The organism is Modestobacter sp. URMC 112, from assembly GCF_053502575.1.
Genome location: NZ_CP199957.1, coordinates 761,236 through 782,348 on the forward strand (window position 1 = coordinate 761,236; position 21,113 = coordinate 782,348).

Annotated in this window: 20 protein-coding genes and 4 tRNA genes; 19 read left to right on the forward strand and 5 right to left on the reverse strand. The window is 73.4% G+C overall.

All coding sequences use genetic code 11. The annotated features are described in order from the left end of the window. Window positions 1-3 precede the first annotated feature (3 nt). The gene (locus ACWIX6_RS03645; RefSeq protein ID WP_448615495.1) at window positions 4-390 is read left to right on the forward strand and encodes a hypothetical protein; all 387 of its coding nucleotides are present in this window, start codon (window positions 4-6) and stop codon (window positions 388-390) included. A 43-nt stretch (window positions 391-433) separates the two neighbouring features. Here the strand turns inward: ACWIX6_RS03645 and ACWIX6_RS03650 are convergent, their stop codons facing one another. The 3 genes from ACWIX6_RS03650 to ACWIX6_RS03660 form a co-directional block, all read right to left on the reverse strand. Continuing rightward, complete coding sequence (locus ACWIX6_RS03650; RefSeq protein ID WP_448615496.1) at window positions 434-832, reverse strand: GyrI-like domain-containing protein; 399 nt, start codon at window positions 830-832, stop codon at window positions 434-436. A 75-nt stretch (window positions 833-907) separates the two neighbouring features. Further along, window positions 908-1,051, reverse strand: a complete 144-nt coding sequence (locus ACWIX6_RS03655) for a hypothetical protein (RefSeq protein ID WP_448615497.1) — start codon at window positions 1,049-1,051, stop codon at window positions 908-910. Between the two features lie 84 nt (window positions 1,052-1,135). Next, a complete protein-coding gene (locus tag ACWIX6_RS03660; RefSeq protein WP_448615498.1) occupies window positions 1,136-1,627 on the reverse strand; it encodes a YajQ family cyclic di-GMP-binding protein in 492 nt (163 codons plus the stop codon). A gap of 95 nt (window positions 1,628-1,722) precedes the next feature. Between ACWIX6_RS03660 and ACWIX6_RS03665 the strand changes: the two genes are divergently transcribed. Continuing rightward, window positions 1,723-1,804 (forward strand) — tRNA-Tyr (locus ACWIX6_RS03665). Window positions 1,805-1,899: 95 nt separating this feature from the next. Here ACWIX6_RS03665 and ACWIX6_RS03670 read toward each other — a convergent pair. After that, window positions 1,900-2,340 carry a pilus assembly protein TadG-related protein gene (locus tag ACWIX6_RS03670; RefSeq protein WP_448615499.1) on the reverse strand — a complete coding sequence of 147 codons (441 nt, stop codon included), beginning with the start codon at window positions 2,338-2,340 and terminating at the stop codon, window positions 1,900-1,902. Window positions 2,341-2,505: 165 nt separating this feature from the next. Here ACWIX6_RS03670 and ACWIX6_RS03675 point away from each other — a divergent pair, with 165 nt between their 5' ends. The 9 genes from ACWIX6_RS03675 to ACWIX6_RS03715 all read left to right on the forward strand — a co-directional run bounded on the left by ACWIX6_RS03675 (window position 2,506) and on the right by ACWIX6_RS03715 (window position 10,916). Next, entirely contained in the window at window positions 2,506-2,787 is a 282-nt protein-coding gene (locus ACWIX6_RS03675; RefSeq protein ID WP_448615500.1) for a hypothetical protein, read from the forward strand. Next, on the forward strand, window positions 2,784-4,856 hold the full coding sequence (locus ACWIX6_RS03680; RefSeq protein WP_448615501.1) for a hypothetical protein: 2,073 nt from the start codon (window positions 2,784-2,786) through the stop codon (window positions 4,854-4,856). The genes ACWIX6_RS03675 and ACWIX6_RS03680 overlap by 4 nt, the downstream gene beginning before the upstream one ends. Window positions 4,857-5,313: 457 nt before the next feature. Further along, the gene (locus ACWIX6_RS03685) at window positions 5,314-7,848 is read left to right on the forward strand and encodes an EAL domain-containing protein (RefSeq protein WP_448615502.1); all 2,535 of its coding nucleotides are present in this window, start codon (window positions 5,314-5,316) and stop codon (window positions 7,846-7,848) included. 253 nt (window positions 7,849-8,101) lie between these two features. Further along, a tRNA-Thr gene (locus ACWIX6_RS03690) sits at window positions 8,102-8,174 on the forward strand. 43 nt (window positions 8,175-8,217) lie between these two features. Next, window positions 8,218-8,291, forward strand: a tRNA-Met gene (locus ACWIX6_RS03695). An 82-nt stretch (window positions 8,292-8,373) separates the two neighbouring features. Further along, a complete protein-coding gene (gene rpmG, locus ACWIX6_RS03700; protein ID WP_014742879.1) occupies window positions 8,374-8,538 on the forward strand; it encodes a 50S ribosomal protein L33 in 165 nt (54 codons plus the stop codon). A gap of 31 nt (window positions 8,539-8,569) precedes the next feature. After that, window positions 8,570-9,016 (forward strand): FAS1-like dehydratase domain-containing protein, encoded by a 447-nt coding sequence (locus ACWIX6_RS03705; RefSeq protein ID WP_448615503.1) that lies wholly within the window; start codon window positions 8,570-8,572, stop codon window positions 9,014-9,016. Continuing rightward, the gene (locus ACWIX6_RS03710) at window positions 9,013-9,441 is read left to right on the forward strand and encodes a MaoC family dehydratase (RefSeq protein WP_448615504.1); all 429 of its coding nucleotides are present in this window, start codon (window positions 9,013-9,015) and stop codon (window positions 9,439-9,441) included. Before ACWIX6_RS03705 ends, ACWIX6_RS03710 begins: the two co-directional genes overlap by 4 nt. Window positions 9,442-9,452: 11 nt before the next feature. Further along, window positions 9,453-10,916 (forward strand): peptidase M1, encoded by a 1,464-nt coding sequence (locus ACWIX6_RS03715; RefSeq protein ID WP_448615505.1) that lies wholly within the window; start codon window positions 9,453-9,455, stop codon window positions 10,914-10,916. A gap of 72 nt (window positions 10,917-10,988) precedes the next feature. Here the strand turns inward: ACWIX6_RS03715 and ACWIX6_RS03720 are convergent, their stop codons facing one another. Beyond that, on the reverse strand, window positions 10,989-12,242 hold the full coding sequence (locus tag ACWIX6_RS03720) for a pyridoxal phosphate-dependent aminotransferase (protein WP_448615506.1): 1,254 nt from the start codon (window positions 12,240-12,242) through the stop codon (window positions 10,989-10,991). A gap of 259 nt (window positions 12,243-12,501) precedes the next feature. Here ACWIX6_RS03720 and ACWIX6_RS03725 point away from each other — a divergent pair. The 8 genes from ACWIX6_RS03725 (at window position 12,502) to rpoB (ending at window position 21,069) form a co-directional block, all read left to right on the forward strand. Then, window positions 12,502-12,577 (forward strand) — tRNA-Trp (locus ACWIX6_RS03725). A 97-nt stretch (window positions 12,578-12,674) separates the two neighbouring features. Next, window positions 12,675-13,256, forward strand: a complete 582-nt coding sequence (gene secE, locus ACWIX6_RS03730; protein WP_448615507.1) for a preprotein translocase subunit SecE — start codon at window positions 12,675-12,677, stop codon at window positions 13,254-13,256. 44 nt (window positions 13,257-13,300) lie between these two features. Beyond that, on the forward strand, window positions 13,301-14,191 hold the full coding sequence (gene nusG, locus ACWIX6_RS03735; protein WP_448615508.1) for a transcription termination/antitermination protein NusG: 891 nt from the start codon (window positions 13,301-13,303) through the stop codon (window positions 14,189-14,191). 98 nt (window positions 14,192-14,289) lie between these two features. Continuing rightward, window positions 14,290-14,718, forward strand: coding sequence for a 50S ribosomal protein L11 (gene rplK / locus ACWIX6_RS03740; protein ID WP_448615509.1), 429 nt, complete (start codon window positions 14,290-14,292; stop codon window positions 14,716-14,718). A gap of 167 nt (window positions 14,719-14,885) precedes the next feature. Further along, a complete protein-coding gene (rplA, locus tag ACWIX6_RS03745; protein ID WP_448615510.1) occupies window positions 14,886-15,605 on the forward strand; it encodes a 50S ribosomal protein L1 in 720 nt (239 codons plus the stop codon). A 441-nt stretch (window positions 15,606-16,046) separates the two neighbouring features. After that, a complete protein-coding gene (rplJ, locus tag ACWIX6_RS03750) occupies window positions 16,047-16,658 on the forward strand; it encodes a 50S ribosomal protein L10 (protein ID WP_448615511.1) in 612 nt (203 codons plus the stop codon). Window positions 16,659-16,675: 17 nt separating this feature from the next. After that, window positions 16,676-17,065: a 50S ribosomal protein L7/L12 gene (gene rplL / locus ACWIX6_RS03755; protein WP_448615512.1), complete on the forward strand. Its 390-nt coding sequence runs from the start codon at window positions 16,676-16,678 to the stop codon at window positions 17,063-17,065. 494 nt (window positions 17,066-17,559) lie between these two features. Continuing rightward, window positions 17,560-21,069 (forward strand): DNA-directed RNA polymerase subunit beta, encoded by a 3,510-nt coding sequence (gene rpoB, locus ACWIX6_RS03760; RefSeq protein WP_448615513.1) that lies wholly within the window; start codon window positions 17,560-17,562, stop codon window positions 21,067-21,069. The last annotated feature ends 44 nt before the right edge of the window (window positions 21,070-21,113 follow it).

The window sequence follows — 21,113 nt, forward strand, 5'->3', positions numbered from 1 at the left end:
CGGGTGCAGACCGGGCGCTCGCGCACCGGGGGAGCGCGACGGACGCCGGTGGCGGCCCTGGTCTCGCTGGGCGCCTGCGCCGCGCTCGCGCTCAGCGGGTGCGGAGCCGACCAGGCGTCGGCCGGGACGCCTGCCGACGGGCCGGCGACCGGCATGGCCGCTGACGCCCTCACCCAGCGCATCGCCGAGGTCGAGGTGGCCCGGCAGTGCGCCGTCGGCTCGCTGACCTTCCCCGAGGAGTCCGGCATCACGGCGGACCTGGACGGCCGGCTGGCCGCTGTCCGCCTCACGCACGCGCAGTGGAAGGACTGGCACGACGCACTCGTCGACTCGCCGGACCTGGTCGCCCAGTTGGCCGAGGTCGGCGCACCGGGCTGCCCCGGCGCCTGAACCGGCGTCGCCGCGTCCCGGACCGGACCGCTCGCGGGGCGACTCAGGGGACCGGGGAGACGGGCTGGCGGAGGACCGTGCGCAGCTCGGCCGGATCGGTGCGGCGGGCATCGGACAGGTAGATCTCGTGGTGCGGGCCGTCGAAGGTCAGGCGGTGGGCCGGCAGGTACCCGGAGTGGAGCCGGGCGAGGACGGGCGCCTCGGACTCGAAGGAGCCGACGTGCAGGACCTGCACGCTCGTGCCCTCCGTGTACGACTCGAGGCGCACGCGCTTGAGCCCCGCGGGGGCCTTCGCCGCCGCCTTCTGCACCGCCGCCCCGACGAGGTCGGGGGTGACCCACGCGGGCTGGGAGACCAGCAGGGTCCAGTGCCACGCGCTCTTGTCGCCGGCGACGAAGGCGCCCGGGTCCTCGGCGGTCCACAGCCCTTCGAGCGGTCCCACGGTGTGGACCCTCCCCAGCTCGCTCTTCGCGATGGCGCGGACGGCGTAGGACAGGGTGAAGAGGGCCCGGACGGCCTACGTGTAAGCGGATGAGGTGTTCGGGTCACCGTGCCCGTCGACCATGAGGAACGACAGTTCGGGGACCTCGACGACGCGGAAGTCGCTCCCCCGGGGGGCGTACAGCGCCGGCCACGCCTTCTTGACGTCGTAGTGGTCCACGGTCCTCCCCGCTCTCCGCCCCCGTGGTCGGGGTCCCCGCCCCGGCCACCAGGTCGGCCGCGACGGGCGGGACGACCTGACGGGTCAGCGGTAGTTGTCGAACTGCAGGGCGATCTCGAAGTCCTTGCTCTTCAGCAGCTGCTGCACCGCCTGCAGGTCGTCCCGCTTCTTGCCGCTCACCCGCAGCTGGTCGCCCTGGATCTGCGCCTGGACGCCCTTGGGTCCCTCGTCGCGGATGGCCTTGGCGATCTGCTTGGCCTTGTCCGAGGCGATGCCCTGCTGGATGCGCGCGGACAGCTTGTAGCTCTTCCCCGACGCCTGCGGCTCGTCGGCGTCCAGCGCCTTCATCGAGATGCCCCGCTTGACCAGCTTCTCCTTGAAGACGTCGAGCGCAGCGGTGACCCGCTCCTCGGTGTCGGCGGACAGTGTCACCGCCTCCTCCCCGGCCCAGGCGATCGTGGCGTTGGTGCCGCGGAAGTCGAAGCGCTGCGACAGCTCCTTGGCCGCCTGGTTCAGGGCGTTGTCGACCTCCTGGCGGTCGACCTTGCTGACGACGTCGAAGGACGCATCGGCCATCTCGGTTCCTCCTCTCCCGGGGCCGGGGCCCCGGGTGTCGGGACCCGGCGGACCGGGCTGCCCGTGTCTTGTACGATCTCCCGGTACCGCCCCGGGGCGGGTTGCCCGAGTGGCCAATGGGAGCGGACTGTAAATCCGTCGGCTTAGCCTACGAAGGTTCGAATCCTTCACCCGCCACCCCCGGTACGACGGCCCCCGACCGCCTGGTCGGGGGCCGTCGCCGTGAGGGCCCCGGTGCCGCCGTGTCGCGCCGGCCCCTGGACCGCGGCCGGTCAGGGCGCCGTCGGCGCGCGGGCGCTGGCCACGGCGGTCCGGTCCAGGGGCGCGCCACCCAGGAACAGCCATCCGAACGCGATCTGCACCGTCCGCGTGCACCGGACGGTCACCTCGACGCCGTCGGTGTCCGACGCCCACGCGTCGAGCTCGGTCCCGGCGTCGGCGAGCTGGTCGGCCACCGCCGCCTGCGTGCTCGCCTGCGTCAGCGGGAGCTCCGTCCCCACCCCGCGGGTGTAGAGCGCCGCCACGTCGGCCTGGTTCGCCGCGGCGAGCGCGGCCCCGTCGCAGACCGACTGCACCCGCTGCTGCTCCAGGAAGGCGTCCGACGCGGCCACCGCGCCGAACGACATCAGCGCGGCCACCAGCCAGCAGACCAGCACGAACGGCAGGGTCGACCCGCGTTCGGGATCCCGGTCCGGGAGCGCGGGGGCGGGCATCCGGGCAGCCTAGAGCGGCGACGGCGGCTGACGGTCCCCGTCGTCCACCGGTTGTGGACGGGCGCTGTGGACGGTGTGGACGACGTCCGTGCCGAGGCCGTCCCCCGGGGCCCGGCCTGTGGAGGGACCCCGGCAGGGTGGTGGGGACGCCGCAGACTCCCGGGCATGGTGATCGAGGTGGCGCCCGCGGAGCTGTACGCCCTGGCCGCGGTCCTGGACGCGGCGGCCGACCAGGCCGCCCGCAGCTCTGCCGCGGTGCCCGGCGGGGCGGGCGGGGGTGCGGTGGGCCCGGCCGTGGCGGCGTTCTGCGAGGCGGTCGGGACGGCGGGTGCCTGCCTGGCCGGGGAGCTCCGCTGGCTGGGCGGGGCGGTGGCCGCCGCCGCGGACTCCTGGGCGGGGCTGGACGCCTCGGTGCTGCCGGCGCGCGGGGCGGTGCTCCCGCGGTGACCGCCGTGCTGCCCGCGCCGGTCGACCTGCCCGGCCCTCCGGGGTCACCCCAGCTGCTCGAGGCGGCACTGGAGCAGTTGACCGGAGCCGCATTCGCTGCCGGGACGGTGTCGCACCTGCTGGAGCCGGTGGCGGTGCTGCAGGGCTGGCAGGGAGCGGACGCCGCGGTGGCGGGCGCGGAGGTGGCCGCGGCGACCGCCGTCGCCGGGCGGCTGCACGCGGCCCTGTCCGCCGCGATCGGCCGGCTGGAGGCGTACGCGGAGACCTGGCAGCTGGTCGAGCGGCGGGTCGACGAGCTCCGCCGTCAGCAGGAGGCGCAGTTCGCGTCCGCCTCCCCGCGGCTGGCCGTGGCGTCCGACCCGTCGGTGACGGTCGTGCCGCCGGACGCCGCGGCGCTCCTCCAGGAGGTGGAGGCGGACGAGTCCGCGCGGGCCGCCGAGCACCGGGAGCTGCTGGCCGAGCTGGCGGACGACGCGGACCGGACGGCAGCGGTGCTGGAGGACGCCGGCGGGTCCTTCGGCGGCACCGGACGGCGAGGGGACGCCGCCCGGGTCCGGGTGCACCTGGCCGCCGCGCTGCCCGGCTGGGGGACCGGTCTGATGGCCGGTCTGGGCGCCCGCGCGGCCCGCGAGCTGACCGGCCCCGGCACGGCGGACGACCTGACGGCGGCCGCGCTCCGTTCCGCCCCCTACGCGGGGGTCCCCGCGTTCGCCGTCGCCCTGGTCGCCGGACTGGGCGCGGACGGGGTCGCGCACCTGCTGGCCTCGTCGGCCGCCGCGGGCCCCAGCGGCGGGGGAGGAGAGGGCCCGGCTCCGCTGGCCGTGCTGCTGGCCAGGGTGCTGACGGCGGCGGGGACGGAGGACCTGCGGGTGGCCGGGGTGACCGGCCGCTCCGGGACAGGACGGCTGCTGCCCCCGCGGGACCCCGATGCCGCCGTGGACGCGGTCGCCGTCGCGATGGGTCGGGTGCTGGCCGTGCCAGGGGTGTCGCCGGGACTGGCCGCCTCGTGGGGGCGTGCGCTGCTGGAACGTGAGCGGGCGCAGGGCGCGAGCCCGGTGGCCCGGACGACGCCGACCGCGCCCGACCCGGCCGACACCGCGCTGCGGGTCCTGGCCGCGTCCGGGGACCGGCGCGCGGCCGCGGAGCTGCTCGCGACGCCGGAGGCCTGGGCGGCGGCGCTGGCCCGCCCCTGGCCCGACGGGGGTGCGGCGCTCGCGCGGGTGATCGGGCTGGCCGGAGCCTCCCGGGAGGGCGGCGTCGCGGGGGGTGCCGCGCTGGCCGCACTGGGCGAGGGGCTCCAGCCGGGCACCGACCGCACGGTGACCGGCGACGAGGAGACGCTGGCCACCGTCCGGGACGTGCTCGGGGGGCTGCTGGCCGAGCAGGTGCAGGAGGTCGTGGGCATGCTGGGTCCGGTGGCGGCCGGCGGCCTGCCGGACGCGACGGTCGACGCACGGCTGCGGGGCCTGGCCCGGCTGCTCCTGCAGCCGGGCCAGCAGGCGGTGCTGGTCGGTGCGCTCGCCGATGCCCTCCGCGCGGGCACGATCCCGGCGGTCGAGGCCGCCGCGGTGGCTGGCGGCTTCGTGGCGGTCCAGGAGTACGGGGAGCGGCTGCGGCATGCGCTGGCCTGCGCCGAGGGCCTGGCGGACGCGGCCGAGCGGCGGGTGACCTTCGACGTCCTGGTGCGGATGCCCACGGCCGTGCCCCGGGAGCTGCTGGGCCGCGTGGCGCCGCTGGGGGAGGAGCTCGCGGACGCCGTCGTCGACGGCCTCGCCGTGGCGGTCGACGCCGAGGGCGAGTACGCCCCACCCGACGACACCGGCGTGGTGCGGACCGAGGAGGACGCGACCCGGTTCGCGGTGCTGTCCCGGCCGGCCGCCGACCCGTCCGGGCCGGGGACCGCGGCGGCCGTGCTGGAACAGGCGGCGCACGGCGGCTTCCAGCGGACCGCGGCGGTCCTGGGGGTCCCACCTGTCGCCGAGGAGTCGATCGACGTGCTCGACCGGTTCGAGCCGCCCGATCGGGAGCACGACCGGCGGCCGACCCGCGGTCCGGCGCGCGGCCGATGAGCCGCACCGGGCCGCAGTCCGGGCGCCGGCATCCTCCGGAGGGTCACCCAAACGGTGACGATGGAGTCAGGCAGGTCGACGCGGAGTGACGACGCACGCGACACGCGCTCCGCTGCAGAGTCAATGCTTGCCCCGGACGGGTGACACCTTGCAGTCTCTCGGGCGCGGTCTGTTGCCGGATCTCGCTCTGCCCCCGCGTGGGTGGCTGCCGCACCAAGCAGTCCATCCATGCCTGAGGAGGCACCATGTCCGCCGCCACCACCCTTTCCGCTTCCGCTGACGCCACCCGTGGCTGGAAGTGGGGCCGCGGGTGGAAGTGGGGTCGCTGACCTCCGGCGGCTGACCGGGACGGGGGCGTACCGGCACGCGCTGCCCCCACGGGGTGAGTCCCCACCCCCCGAGGCGTCTGGCGCTGCTACCTTCGATCGACGCCGCTCCCCCGACAGACAGGCTGACGTTGGCCGAGCCCACTGATCACGCGCAGCCTGGGGCGCTCATCCGGCGCCCGTGGGCGATCGCCGTCCTGGGGAGCGCGGTCGCCGCCGGGCTGGCGGCGTCCATCCTGCCGGGCGCCTGGTCGACCCCGGCGGCCTGGATGGTGGTCGCCCTCTTCGCGGGGTTCGCGCTGACCGAGTCGGTGCAGGTCGACTTCGAGGTCGGCAAGCAGACCATCTCGCTGTCACCGACCGACCTCGTCGTCGTGGTGGGCCTCGTGGAGGTCGGTGGTCTGTGGACCGCCGCCGCCCGCCTGGGCGCGTCGGCGCTGGTGATGGTCTGGCAGGGGTACCCGCTGGCCAAGCTGACGTTCAACGCGGCCATCGCCACGACGGAGTTGTGCGCCGCGGTGGCCGTCCTCTCGCTGCTCCCACCGCTGGACATCGACGACCCGGTCACCTGGGCGTCCCTCACCCTGGCGATCCTGGTGACCAACCTGGTCTCCATGGTCGGCGTGGGCGCCGCCATCAGCGTGACCGCCGGTTTCCCCGGCTGGAGCTTCTGGGTCGCCGCGCTGCCCAGCGTCCTGGTCGCCCCGCTCAGCGTCGTGGTGGGCGTGATCGCCATGCTGCTGGCCCGTCGGACGCCGTGGGCGTGGGTGCTCATCGTGCTCATGCTGCTCGGCGTGATCGCGATCTTCCGGCAGTCGGCGCGGGCCTCCCGTGAACGGCGGACCGTCCAGCGGGTGTACGACTTCGCCCGGCGGGTCGAGCTGGTCACCCCCGACGAGGCCGGCACCCGCGAGATCGTCAGCGCCGTCCGTGAGCTGCTCAACGCCGACCGGGTGGCGCTCTGGCTGCCCCCCTACCTCGACGAGGGACCGCGGCTGGTCATCGACGCCGCCGACGGCGACCTGGAGTGGTACGACGGCCCCGGTGACCCCGACGACCTGATCCGTCGTCGGGCGGTGGCCCCTGCCGCCGACGGGCCCGTGCTCGTGTCGGCGGGCCGCGCCGACGGCCAGGAGGTCGCCGCCCTGGAGCGGCGCGGCGCCCGGGAGGTGCTCGGCGCACCCGTGACCACCGCCGCCGGCGAGCCCGGCTACCTGGAGGTCTGCGACCGGCAGGGCGACATCGTCTCGTTCATCAACGGCGACCGCAGCGCGCTGGAGTCGATGCTCACCCACGTCAACGCCGCGATCCGGCAGCAGCAGCTGCTCAGCCAGATCCGCTACGACGCCGACCACGACCGGCTCACCGGCCTGCCCAACCGGCAGCGGCTCGCCGCCGAGGTCGACGCCCTGCTCCTCGCCGAGCCGGCCGCCCGGGTGGGCCTGGTGCTCGCCTCCCTGGACGGCTACACGAACGTGACCGACACCCTGGGTCACGCGGCCAGTGACGAGCTGCTGTTGGTCACGGCCGGCCTGCTGCGGGAGCACGCCTCGCCCCAGGCCATGGTGGCCCGGATGGAGGGCGGGCAGTTCGCCGTCCTGCTCCCCGGCCTCTCGCTCGCCGCGACCGAGCGGGCGGCCCGCCGGCTCCGCGAGGCCGCGTCCACCCGGGCCCAGGTCGCCGGCCTGGACCTCGAGGTCTCGCTGACGATCGGGGTCGCGGCCGCCCCGGTGCACGGCCAGGACTCCGGCACGCTGATCCAGCGCGCCGACGTCGCCCTGCTCGCCGCCCACGCCTCGGGCGGCGTGGCCACCTACCACCCGGTGCTGGACCAGCAGAGCCTCCGGCGGCTGCAGCTGGGCACGGAGCTGGAGACGGCGATGGCGGAGGAGCAGATCACCGTGGTCTTCCAGCCGATCGTGGAGACCCGCACCTCCGACATCGTCTCGGTGGAGACCCTGGTCCGGTGGGCCCACCCGCGCTACGGCAACGTCCCGCCGGACGACTTCATCAGCCTGGCCGAGCAGATCGGCCGGATCGGGCCGCTCACGGACTACGTGCTCGACCGGGCGCTGGACCGCTGCCGGCGCTGGCTGGACCAGGACATCGCCCTGTCGGTGGCGGTCAACCTCTCGGCGCGCTGCCTGGCCGAGCCGGACCTGGTCGACCGGGTGCGCCGTGCGCTGCGGCACCACGGGGTCCCCGGCGAGCTGCTCACCCTCGAGCTCACCGAGGGCAGCGTCGTCGACGACACCGTCCGCAACAGCACCGTGCTGGCCGACCTGCACTCGCTCGGGCTGCGGCTGTCCATGGACGACTTCGGCACCGGCTACTCCTCGCTCTCCCAGCTGCGGCAGCTGCCGATCGACGAGCTGAAGATCGACAAGTCCTTCGTGCTGGGCATGTCCACCAGCCAGAACGAGTCGTTCATCGCCCGCTCGATCGTCGAGCTGGCCCACAACCTGGGGTTGCGGGTGGTCGCCGAAGGGGTCGAGGACGAGGTCACCCGCGACCTGCTGGCCCAGATGGGCTGCGACAAGGTGCAGGGCTTCCTGGTCAGCCGCCCCCTGCCGGAGGACCGGCTGGAGGGCTGGCTGCTGGCCCGCACCGGCGTCCGAACCGCCGCGCCGGGCGCGACCCACCGTCGGCTCTTCGTCCGCACCTGACTAAGCACCCCACGAAGGACCCCGCGTCCCCCCACCACTCGCGAGCTCGCGGCGGGGCCCTGACGCGGGGCCGGTCCGGCACGTCACCCGCTCACGGCGGAGCCCTGACGGGGGGCCGCTCCATCGCGTCACGCGCTCGGGCGAGCCCCGGGCCGGGGCCGGGGGAGCGGCTGATACAGTCGTCCGGCACGGTCCGAGGGGGTCCGCCCGTCGCCGACAGCGACTTGGTAGAGTCTCCCGCGAGCCCGAGCACGCCCCTTTAGCTCAGTCGGCAGAGCGTCTCCATGGTAAGGAGAAGGTCTACGGTTCGATTCCGTAAAGGGGCTCCGACCACCGGTCCAGTCGCGAGACCGGGCCGTGCGGTCACCCGGCGGTGTAGCTCAGCCTGGTAGAGCAAGCGGCTCATAATCGCTGTGTCACCGGTTCAAGTCCGGTCACCGCTACCCCTGACGGACCCCGAGCTCGGGGTCCGTCGTCGTGTCCGGCACCAGCCGGCCACCCGAGAACGACAAGGCGAGGAAGCTCATGGCAGCCACTGACGTCCGTCCGAAGATCACCCTGGCGTGCCAGGAGTGCAAGAACCGGAACTACATCACCCGCAAGAACCGGCGCAACGACCCCGACCGGATCGAGCTGAAGAAGTACTGCCCGACCGACCGGAAGCACACGGTCCACCGCGAGACCCGCTGACCGCAGCGGTCGCGGGACGGAGGGCGGGAGCATGGCGCTGGACGCAGGACTGGTCGGGCGCAGCTACCCGCCCTCTGCCGTCTACGAGGTCGGACGGGAGAAGATCGCCGAGTTCGCCGCCGCGATCGGCGACCCCGACCCGGTCTACCGGGACCCGGAGGCGGCCCGGACCGCGGGGCACCCCGACGTGATCGCGCCCCCCACGTTCGCCATCGTGCTGAGCCTGGGCGCGGCCGACGTGGTGGTCGAGGACCCCGACGTGGGCATCGACTACAGCCGGGTCGTGCACGGCGAGCAGCGCTTCACCCACCACCGGCCGATCACCGCCGGGGACCGGCTGGTCGCCACCGCCTCCATCGACGTAGTGCGCTCCGTGGCCGGCAACGACATGCTGACTACCCGCGTCGACCTGGCCACCGAGGACGGCGAACCGGTCTGCACCGCCACCTCCATGCTGGTCGCCCGGGGCACCGCATGACCGCCCGGGTCGAGCGGGACGAGGTCGCCGTCGGCACCGAACTGCCCGAGCAGGTCTCCCGGGTCACCCGCGCCGACCTGGTCCGCTACGCCGGGGCGTCGGGGGACTTCAACGTCATCCACTGGAACGAGCGCGTCGCCCGTGAGGTCGGCCTTCCCGGAGTCATCGCCCACGGCATGCTCACCGCCGCGCTGGCGGCCCGGGCCGTGACGTCGTGGGTGGGCGACCCGGCGGCCGTGCAGGACTACCAGGTCCGGTTCAGCCGGCCGGTGGTCGTGCCCGACGACGAGGACGGCGCCGAGGTCACCGTCCGCGGCCGCGTCGCGGCACTGCTCGACGACGGCCGGGTCCGGGTGGACCTGACCGTCACCAGTGGAGGCGAGAAGGTCCTCTCGCTGGCCCGCGCCGTCGTCGCGCTGAGCTGACCCGGGTCCTCGTGGCCGGGCGGGCGCGTCGGGCCGGCGCGGCCGTCCTGGCCCTGCTGGTGGTGGCGGCCCTCGCCGTCGCCCTGGTCCTGCACGACCGGCGGCAGCTGACGTCCGGGCCGGCCCCCGTCCCGGGTCCGGCGCCTCCGCCGGCGCAGGCCGGCGGGTGCCCGGACGAGCGTGCCGCCCCCGACCCCGACCGCCCGGTGGTGGACCTCGACTTCTCCCTGTCCGACGACCGACGCACCGTCACCGGCACCGAGCGCGTCGTCTTCACCCCCGACCTGCCCGTCGACGAGCTGGTCTTCCGGCTGGTCCCGAACGCGCCGGACACCGCGGCGCGCGGCAACCGGCTGACCGTGGACGCCGTCCGCGGGCCGGGCCTGGGCGCCGGCGGGTACGAGGCGGCCGGCGCGGACGAGCCCGGTGGTCTCTACGTCGTGCCGCTGACCGCGGTGCTGGCCGCAGGTGGGTCCGTCGAGCTCGAGCTGGACTTCACCCTCCGCCTCGGCGAGGCGGCCTTCGACCGGGTCGGCGCCGCGGAGGACGTCTCCTGGTGGGCCAGCGGCGCACCGCTGCTGGCCTGGGAGCCCGGTGTGGGCTGGGCCCGGGACCCGTTCGTCGAGGTCCTCGGTGAGACCTCGTCCAGCCCCGCGGCCGACACGACCGTCACGGTCGAGGCGCCGGCGGCCCTCACGGTGCTCATGACGGGGGAGCAGCAGCCGCCCACCGCGCCCGTCGACGGGCGGCGCACCTGGACGGCGGTGGAGCCGGTCGCCCGGGACGTGAGCGTCGCGGTGGGGGAGTTCACCACCGCCGAGACCGACGTCGCGGGCGTGCGGGTGACCACCGGCGTGCTCGCCGGCGAGGACGAGGGCGATGCCCGGCGGCAGGCCGAGGAGCTGGCCGCGGAGACCGTGGCGGCCATCGAGGCGCTGAGCGCGCGCTTCGGGCCCTTCCCGTACCGGACCCTGACCGTCCCTTCGCTGGGGGACTACGGGGGCGGTGTCGAGTACCCGTCGTCGATCCTGCTGGCCAGCGGGGACGACGGGGTGCTGGTGCACGAGGTCGGGCACATGTGGTTCTACGGCATGGTCGGGAACTCGCAGTACCGTGACCCGTGGCTGGACGAGGCGTTCGCCAGCTACACCGAGTCGGTGACCGAGGAGCGGGACCCGGCCCGGACGGCCGCCGTGCTCGACCGCCCCGGGGACGTCGGCGCCTCGATGGGGGCCTTCGCCGACGACCGCGGCTACGTCAGCACCGTCTACGGCAAGGGCGGGGCGATGCTGCTCACCGCCCGGGAGGCCGCCGGGGCCGAGCAGTTCGACGCCGCGCTGCGCTGCTACGCCAACGCGCAGGCCTGGCGGACGGCCACCCCCAGGGACGTCGCCGGCGCCCTCGCCGACCTGCCGGCGGCGCTCGACGTCCTCGTCCGGGCCGGCGCGCTGGACCCCGGCGACCTGCCCGGATGAGGAAGGACCCCGTCCCCCTCACCCCTCGCACGCTCGGGGCGAGCCTCTGGACGGGGCCGCCCCTGCCGGGTCTCAGCCGGCGGTGCCCAGCAGCCGCTGCATCCGGCTGACGCCCTCCACCAGGTCCTCGTCCCCGAGGGCGTAGGACAGCCGCAGGTACCCCGGCGTGCCGAACGCCTCGCCCGGGACCACCGCCACCTCCGCCTCCTCCAGCACGAACTCGGCGAGCTCCACGCTGGAGTGACAGGTCCGCCCCGCGATCGGCCGGCCCAGCAGCGCCTTCACCGACGGGTAGACGTAGAACGCCCCCTGCGGCTCCGGGCAGGCGACGCCCGGGATCTCGCGCAGCATGGACACGATCGTCTGCCGCCGCCGGTCGAACGCCTCCCGCATGGTGGCCACCGCCGACAGGTCTCCGGTCAGTGCCGCGACGGCCGCGACCTGGGAGAGGTTGGCCACGTTCGAGGTGGCGTGCGACTGCAGGTTGGTCGCCGCCTTCACCACGTCGGCCGGGCCGACCACCCAGCCGACCCGCCAGCCGGTCATGGCGTAGGTCTTCGCCACGCCGTTCACCACCACGCACCGGTCCTGCAGCTCCGGGACCACCACCGGCATCGACGGCGCGGTCACCCCGCCGTAGGTCAGGTGCTCGTAGATCTCGTCGGTCAGCACCCACAGCCCGGCGTCCAGCGCCCAGCGGCCGATCTCCTCCACCTGCTCCCGGGGGTACACCGCGCCGGTGGGGTTGGAGGGGGAGCAGAACAGCAGCAGCTTTGTGCGCGGGGTCCGGGCCGCGTCGAGCTGGCCCACCGACACCAGGTAGCCGCTCTGCTCGTCGGCGACCACGGGCACCGGCACGCCACCGGCCAGCCGGATCGCCTCCGGGTAGGTGGTCCAGTACGGGGCGGGGAGCAGCACCTCGTCACCCGGGTCGAGCATGGTGGCCAGGGCCTCGTACACCGCCTGCTTGCCGCCGTTGGTGACCAGCACCTGGCCGGGGGTGACGGTCAGGCCGGAGTCCCGCGCGGTCTTCGCCGCGATGGCCTCCTTGAGCTCGGGCAGGCCACCGGCGGGGGTGTACCGGTGGTACCGCGGGTCGGCGGCGGCCGCGACGGCGGCCTGGACGACGTAATCCGGCGTCGGGAAGTCCGGCTCACCGGCGCCGAAGCCGATCACCGGCTTGCCGGCGGCCTTCAGCGCCTTGGCCCTCGCGTCCACGGCGAGGGTGGCGGACTCGGTGATGGCCCCCACCCGTCGGGAGATGCGCCGCTCGGCGGGCGGGAGGTCGGACAGGGCAGCGGGCTCCGACGGGAACACGGCGGTCATGCGCCCATCGTGGCAGGGCCGGCGCCCGGTGCGCGCGCCCGCCGGTGAGACCGGGGTCCGCACGGCCGGCGGGGGAGTGCCGCACCCCGTCGACGTGCGTGTTGGCTCCCGGTCCCCGCGGTCCCGTACACTCGACGTCCTGGGGCCGTGGGACCCCGCCACCGGCATGCCCGGGGCCCGTACCGGGTCCGGTCGTGCGGTGACGCGGTCCGTGTCCCGGCACCGCCCGCCGAGCTCCGTACGAGCTCGGGCAGGTTCTAGGGGTGTAGCTCAACTGGCAGAGCAGCGGTCTCCAAAACCGCAGGCTGCAGGTTCAAGTCCTGTCACCCCTGCCACCGCACGAGCCGCACGACCGGGCAGCGCCCGGTCGAGCACCAGCACGACGGAACACCCACCTGACCGAGCACGACAAGCCGAGACGAGCGAGGCGCTGTGAGCGAGGACAAGCCGGGACGCGAGGACGGGCCGACCCGCCCGTCCGGTCCCGACGGTGCCGACGCCGACGGCAGGACGCCCACCGGCGCCACGGCCTACGACCCGGCGGCGCAGGACGGCGCGGCCGGGCAGGACGGCGCGGCGGGGCAGGACGGCCCGCTGACCGACGAGCAGATCGACGAGGAGGCCCCGGGCGTCGACGACGCGTCGGCGCTGGAGGCGGCCGAGGCCGAGATCGCCGCCGAGGCCCACGACGATGAGGACAAGGTCGTGGCCACCCCGACCACCCGTCGCCGGACCGCGGCCCGCCCGGCCAACCGGTCCACCGAGCGCACCGGCGAGGGCACCCGCACCCGGGCCGCCGCCGAGCGGGCCCGCGCCGCGGAGCTCACGGAGAAGCGCAGCCTCGGCCGCTTCCTGCGCGAGGTGGTGGCCGAGCTCCGCAAGGTCATCTGGCCCGGGCGCCGGGAGCTCATCACCTACACGACCGTGGTGATCATCTTCGTGGCCGTCATGGTCGCCCTGGTGGCCGGCCTGGACATCCTCTTCGCCAAGGGAGTGGTCGCCGTCTTCGGCTGACCCGCCCCCTGCGACTGCACCACACCCGAGAAGGAAGAGACCCCGTGACTGACCCCCGCGAGCCGTTCGAGACCGACAGCGCCATCGAGGGGACCGACCTCGACGACGCCCGGTTCGACGAGCGCGGCACCGCCGACCTCGAGACCGGTGCCGGCGAGCCCGGGTCCGCCGAGGGCTCCTCCGACACCGCCCACCAGGACACCTTCAGCGGCGTCGCCGACGTCGCCCCCAGCGGGGGCCGCGACTCCCTGGTCGGCGACCCGCTGGCCGCTCCGGCGCCCGACCACGACCCGCTCGTGACCGAGACCCTCGCCGCGGCCGAGGAGGAGGACGAGGACCCCGCCGAGGCGCTGCGCAAGGCGCTCCGGACGGCCCCGGGCGACTGGTACGTCGTCCACTCGTACGCCGGTTACGAGAACAAGGTCAAGACCAACCTCGAGTCCCGCATCACGTCGCTGGACATGGAGGACTACATCTACCAGATCGAGGTGCCCACCGAGGAGGTCACCGAGATCAAGAACGGCAAGCGGACCCAGGTCAACCGCAAGGTCTTCCCCGGGTACCTGCTCGTCCGGATGGACCTCAACGACGAGTCGTGGGGCGCGGTGCGCAACACCCCCGGCGTCACCGGCTTCGTCGGCGCCACCTCCCGGCCCTCGCCGCTGACCCTCGACGAGGTCGTGAAGATCCTCGTGCCGGCGACCGCGCCGAAGCAGGCCGCCGCCGCCGAGGCCGCCACCGCGACCGGTGGCCCCGCCCCGGTCGTCGAGTTCGAGGTCGGCGAGTCGGTCACCGTCATGGACGGTCCGTTCGCCACCCTGCCGGCCACCATCAACGAGATCAACGGCGAGCAGCAGAAGCTGCAGGTGCTGGTCTCGATCTTCGGCCGCGAGACCCCGGTCGAGCTGTCGTTCAGCCAGGTCCAGAAGATATAGGACCTCGCTGCCCCCCACCCCACGCTCCGCGCGGGGCGGGACCCTGCAGCAAGGCCTTCCAGCCCACACCACGTAGCCACGATCGAAGGAAAGAAGTCATGCCCCCCAGGAAGCGGTTGACCGCGGTCATCAAGCTCCAGATCAACGCCGGTGCGGCCACGCCCGCGCCGCCCGTCGGCCCCGCCCTCGGTCAGCACGGCGTGAACATCATGGAGTTCTGCAAGGCCTACAACGCCGAGACGGAGTCGCAGCGCGGCAACGTCATCCCGGTCGAGATCTCGGTCTACGAGGACCGCTCGTTCACCTTCGTCACCAAGACGCCGCCGGCCGCACGGATGCTGCTCAAGGCCGCCGGGGTGGAGAAGGGCTCGGGCGAGCCGCACAAGACCAAGGTCGCCACCGTCACGCGTGACCAGGTCCGGGAGATCGCCCAGACCAAGATGGCCGACCTGAACGCCAACGACCTCGACCAGGCCGAGCGGATCATCGCCGGCACCGCCCGGTCGATGGGCATCACCGTAAAGTGAAGGACCCCCTCGCCCCCCGCCCTTCGCAAGCTCAGGGCGGGTCCCTGCGAGGGGGCCACCCGGTGCTCCTGCACCGGGACCGTTCCACCCCGTAGTCGTGGGAGGGCCAGCGCCTGGCCCGTTCACCACGTGACCGCCGTCCGTACGGGCGGCCGAGAGGAAACACCATGGCGAAGCACGGCAAGAACTACCGCAAGGTCGCGGAGCTGGTCGACGAGGGCACGCTCTACAGCCCGTTGCAGGCCGCCGGCCTGGCGAAGAAGACCTCCACCACGAAGTACGACGCCACCGTCGAGGTCGCCATGCGGCTCGGGGTCGACCCCCGCAAGGCCGACCAGATGGTCCGCGGCACGGTCAACCTGCCGCACGGCACCGGCAAGACCGCCCGGGTCATCGTCTTCGCGACCGGCGACAAGGCCGCCGAGGCCGAGGCCGCCGGCGCCGACGTGGTCGGCTCCGACGACCTGATCGAGCGCATCCAGGGCGGCTTCCTGGACTTCGACGCCGCGATCGCGACCCCCGACCAGATGGCCAAGGTCGGCCGCATCGCCCGCATCCTCGGCCCCCGTGGCCTGATGCCGAACCCGAAGACGGGCACCGTGACCCCCGACGTCACCAAGGCCGTCAACGACATCAAGGGCGGGAAGATCAACTTCCGCGTCGACAAGCAGTCCAACCTGCACCTGGTGATCGGCAAGGTCAGCTTCGACGAGGCCAAGCTGGTGGAGAACTACGCCGCCGCCCTCGACGAGGTGCTCCGCGCCAAGCCGTCGGCCGCCAAGGGCCGCTACGTCCGCAAGGTCACCGTCTCCACCACCATGGGCCCGGGCATCCCGGTCGACCCGAACCGCACCCGCAACCTGCTGGTGGACGAGCCCACCGCCTGACGAAGGACCCTGCCCAGAGGGCAGGTCCGTCCGACGGGGCCCCGCAGCGACTGCTGCGGGGCCTTCGTCGTACCTGGCGCGCGGGGACACCGTCAGGCGCCCAGCGGTCCCTGGTCGCGCCGGCCGGGCCGACCTCCCCGGTGGACGGCGACCGCGCTCAGGCACCGCCGACCGCAGGTCCGCGCCGATGGCGTACTCTCGGACGGGTTCCCCCCAAGACCGCTGGTCGTCGCACGCTCGCGTGCGGTCGAAGGTCCCGGAGTCCCCGGGCGGCCCGCGCAGGTGGACGGTCCGTGTGACGGACGGTGACCCGGGCTCGCGCCCGCCGGTCGCTGCCGTGCCTCGCCCCGTGCGCCCTGCGCCGGGGCGTTCCTCGTCTCCGGGGTCCTCGCCGCCCGTGTCGTCGCCGGCCGGTGGTGCCCGACAGACGAGAGGAGGCCCATGCCCACGCAGGCCAAGGCCGCGGTGATCGACGAGATCACCAGTCGGTTCCAGGAGTCCAGCGCAGCCGTGCTCACCGAGTACCGCGGGCTGTCCGTGGCGCAGCTGACCCAGCTGCGCCGTTCCCTCGGTGCGGGCAGCAGCTACGCCGTCGTCAAGAACACCCTGACGAAGCGTGCGGCGGACGAGGTCGGCTTCGCCGACCTGGGCCCGCTGCTCAACGGCCCGACCGCGATCGCCTTCATCCAGGGCGACCCGGTGGAGGCCGCCAAGGCCATCCGTGACTTCGCCCGCGCCAACCCGATGCTCGTCGTCAAGGGCGGCGTCGTCGAGGGCCGCACGGTGGACGCCGCCGAGGTCACCCGCCTCGCCGACGTCGAGTCCCGTGAGGTCCTGCTGGCCAAGCTGGCCGGCGCGATGCAGGGCAACCTGACCAAGGCTGCCGGGCTGTTCCAGGCCCCGCTGTCGCAGGTCGCCCGGCTGGCCGCCGCGCTGCAGGAGAAGCGGGAGTCCGCCGAGGGCTCCCCGGCTCCTGCCGAGGACACCGCTGCTGCTGACACCACCCCCGACACCACCGATGCTGCCGCGGACACCGCGGCCAGCACCGACTGACCCCCCAAGGAGACACCATGGCCAAGCTTTCCACCGACGAGCTCCTCGACGCCTTCAAGGAGATGACGCTCCTGGAGCTGTCGGACTTCGTGAAGCAGTTCGAGGACACCTTCGACGTCACCGCCGCCGCCCCCGTCGCGGTCGCCGCGGCCGGCCCCGCCGCTGGTGGCGCCGCTGCCGAGGCCCCGGCCGAGCAGGACGAGTTCGACGTCATCCTCGAGGCTGCCGGCGACAAGAAGATCCAGGTCATCAAGGAGGTGCGCGGCCTGACCTCGCTCGGCCTCAAGGAGGCCAAGGACCTGGTCGACGGCGCGCCGAAGCCGGTCCTGGAGAAGGTCGCCAAGGACGCCGCTGAGAAGGCCAAGGCGGCCCTCGAGGGCGCCGGCGCCACCGTCACCGTCAAGTGACCCACTGCTCGGCCTGAGCCGGGCGCTGCACGACCCGCACCGCACAGCAGGGGCCGATCCACTCCGGTGGGTCGGCCCCTGCTGCGTGGTCCGTCCGGCCCCGTGCTGAGGCTCGCGCCGAGCCTGCGAGCGTGACGAGAACGGGTCCTCCTGGGCGTGGCGGTCCCCATCGGAGCCCGCCACTGGCATCATCGGCACCCGGCAGCACCCGGCCCGCTCCGCCCAGCACCCCTCGCGGGTGTGTCCCCGATCGCTCCTGCGGTCGCGCGTGGACATCGGCGTCGAGCAGGGGTAGGGTCTCCTGTTGCGCTGCCCTCCGACTGTTCCCCCGCCGAGACGGGCCACCTGGAGTGCCCGGAATCCCTTGCCGGTCACCCCGCGTTGACCAGTCGGCGGTGTCCCGCCGTACCGGGCAGCCCCGCCGAAACCGACGACGACCCTGGACGACCCGCACCGAACGCCCGCACGTCGTGAGGTCCTTGGAAGGACGCATCTTGGCAGGCTCTCGCCCCACCAGCATCTCCCCCAGCACCACCGAGTCCGGTACCACCCAGACCACCCCGCAGGAGCCGCAGGACGGCCCCCGCACCGGTGGCGCCGACTTCCAGAAGATCCCCGGCGCCCCGCTCCGTGTCTCCTTCGCCAAGATCCGCGAGCCCCTCGAGGTGCCGGACCTGCTCGCGCTGCAGACCGCCTCCTTCGACTGGCTCGTCGGCAGCCCCGAGTGGCGGGCCACCCTCCCCGAGGCCGAGCAGGCCGACGCGGTCGGCGGCCTGGCCGAGATCCTCGAGGAGATCTCCCCGATCGAGGACTTCAGCGGCTCGATGTCGCTGTCCTTCTCCAACCCGCGCTTCGAGGACGTCAAGGCGTCCCTCGAGGAGTGCAAGGACAAGGACATGACCTACGCGGCGCCGCTGTTCGTCACCGCCGAGTTCATGAACAACACCACCGGCGAGATCAAGAGCCAGACGGTGTTCATGGGCGACTTCCCGATCATGACCCGCAAGGGCACGTTCGTGATCAACGGGACCGAGCGCGTCGTCGTGTCCCAGCTGGTCCGCAGCCCCGGCGTCTACTTCGACAAGTCGCTGGACAAGACGTCGGACAAGGACGTCTACAGCGCGAAGGTCATCCCCAGCCGTGGTGCGTGGCTGGAGTTCGACGTCGACAAGCGCGACACCGTCGGCGTCCGGATCGACCGCAAGCGCCGCCAGCCGGTGAGCGTCCTGCTCAAGGCCCTCGGCTGGACCGAGGACCGGATCCGGGAGCACTTCCAGTGGTCGCCGACCATGCTGGCCACCCTGGAGAAGGACCACATCGCCGGCCAGGACGAGGCGTTGCTGGACATCTACCGGAAGCTGCGCCCGGGCGAGCCGCCGACGCGTGAGTCCGCGCAGGCGCTGCTGGAGAACCTCTTCTTCAACCCCAAGCGCTACGACCTGGCCAAGGTCGGCCGCTACAAGGTGAACAAGAAGCTGGGCGTCAGCGTGCCGCAGCCGACCTCGACGCTGACCGAGGACGACATCGTCGCCACCATCGAGTACGTCGTGCGTCTGCACGCCGGCGAGCCCGACCACGGCGTCGACGACATCGACCACTTCGGCAACCGGCGGCTGCGCACGGTCGGCGAGCTGATCCAGAACCAGATCCGGGTCGGCCTCTCCCGGATGGAGCGCGTCGTCCGCGAGCGGATGACGACCCAGGACGTCGAGGCGATCACGCCGCAGACCCTGATCAACATCCGGCCGGTCGTCGCCTCCATCAAGGAGTTCTTCGGCACCAGCCAGCTGTCGCAGTTCATGGACCAGACCAACCCGCTCGCGGGCCTGACCCACAAGCGCCGCCTGTCGGCGCTGGGCCCGGGTGGTCTGTCCCGTGAGCGCGCCGGCATGGAGGTCCGCGACGTGCACCCCAGCCACTACGGCCGGATGTGCCCGATCGAGACCCCGGAAGGCCCGAACATCGGCCTGATCGGCTCGCTGTCCTCCTTCGGCCGGGTGAACGCCTTCGGGTTCATCGAGACGCCGTACCGCAAGGTGGAGAACGGCACCGTCACCGACCAGATCGACTACCTGACCGCCGACGAGGAGGACCGCTTCGTCGTCGCGCAGGCCAACTCACCGCTGGACGCGCAGAGCCGGCTCGCCGAGGAGCGGGTCCTGGTCCGCACCAAGGGCGGTGAGGTCGACTACCTGGCCCCGGAGAACGTCGACTACATGGACGTCTCGCCGCGGCAGATGACCTCGGTCGCGACGGCGATGATCCCGTTCCTCGAGCACGACGACGCCAACCGCGCCCTGATGGGCGCGAACATGCAGCGTCAGGCCGTCCCCCTGCTGCGCAGCGAGGCGCCGCTGGTCGGCACCGGCATGGAGCTGCGTGCCGCCGTCGACGCCGGCGACGTCGTGGTGGCCGACAAGGCCGGTGTGGTGGAGGACTCCACCGCCGACTACGTCACCGTCATGGCCGACGACGGGACCCGGCAGACCTACCGGCTGCTGAAGTTCCGCCGCTCCAACCAGGGCACCTCGATCAACCAGACCCCCGTCGTGGACGAGGGCCAGCGGGTCGAGGTGGGCCAGGTGCTCGCCGACGGGCCGTGCACCGACGAGGGCGAGATGGCGCTGGGCAAGAACCTGCTCGTCGCCTTCATGCCGTGGGAGGGCCACAACTACGAGGACGCGATCATCCTGTCGCAGCGCCTCGTGCAGGACGACGTCCTGTCCTCGATCCACATCGAGGAGTTCGAGGTCGACGCCCGCGACACCAAGCTCGGTGCCGAGGAGATCACCCGGGACATCCCGAACGTCTCCGAGGAGGTCCTCGCCGACCTCGACGAGCGCGGCATCATCCGCATCGGTGCCGAGGTCGTCCCCGGCGACATCCTCGTCGGCAAGGTCACGCCCAAGGGCGAGACCGAGCTGACCCCCGAGGAGCGGCTGCTGCGGGCGATCTTCGGCGAGAAGGCCCGCGAGGTCCGCGACACCAGCCTCAAGGTGAAGCACGGTGAGTCCGGCAAGGTCATCGGCGTCCGGGTCTTCTCCCGCGAGGACGGCGACGAGCTGCCCGCCGGCGTGAACGAGCTCATCCGGGTCTACGTGGCCCAGATGCGCAAGATCAGCGACGGCGACAAGCTGGCCGGCCGCCACGGCAACAAGGGCGTCATCTCCAAGATCCTCCCGCAGGAGGACATGCCGTTCCTCGAGGACGGCACCCCGGTCGACATCGTGCTCAACCCGCTGGGCGTGCCCGGCCGGATGAACGTCGGCCAGGTCCTGGAGACCCACCTCGGGTGGGTGGCCAAGACCGGGTGGCAGGTGGAGGGCACCCCCGACTGGGCGGCCAACCTCCCCGAGGGCTCGCGCTCGGCCGGCCCGGGCACCCGGACGGCGACGCCGGTGTTCGACGGTGCCCGCGAGGAGGAGATCATCGGCCTGCTCGGCTCGACGACCCCCAACCGGGACGGCGAGCGGATGGTCAAGGAGACCGGCAAGGCGCGGCTGTTCGACGGCCGCTCCGGGGAGCCCTTCCCCGAGCCGATCTCGGTCGGCTACGTCTACATCCTGAAGCTGCTGCACCTGGTCGACGACAAGATCCACGCCCGGTCGACCGGCCCGTACTCGATGATCACCCAGCAGCCGCTGGGCGGTAAGGCCCAGTTCGGTGGCCAGCGCTTCGGTGAGATGGAGTGCTGGGCGATGCAGGCCTACGGCGCCGCGTACGCGCTGCAGGAGCTGCTCACCATCAAGTCCGACGACATCCTCGGCCGGGTCAAGGTCTACGAGGCCATCGTCAAGGGCGAGAACATCCCCGAGCCGGGCATCCCCGAGTCGTTCAAGGTGCTGCTCAAGGAGCTGCAGTCGCTGTGCCTCAACGTCGAGGTGCTGTCCGGTGACGGGCAGGCGATCGAGCTGCGCGACACCGACGACGAGGTCTTCCGGGCCGCGGAGGAGCTGGGCATCGACCTGAGCCGCCGCGAGCCGTCGTCCGTCGAGGACGTCTGACGAAGGACCCCCTCCCTCCCATCCGACGCTCCCGCGCCGGGCGG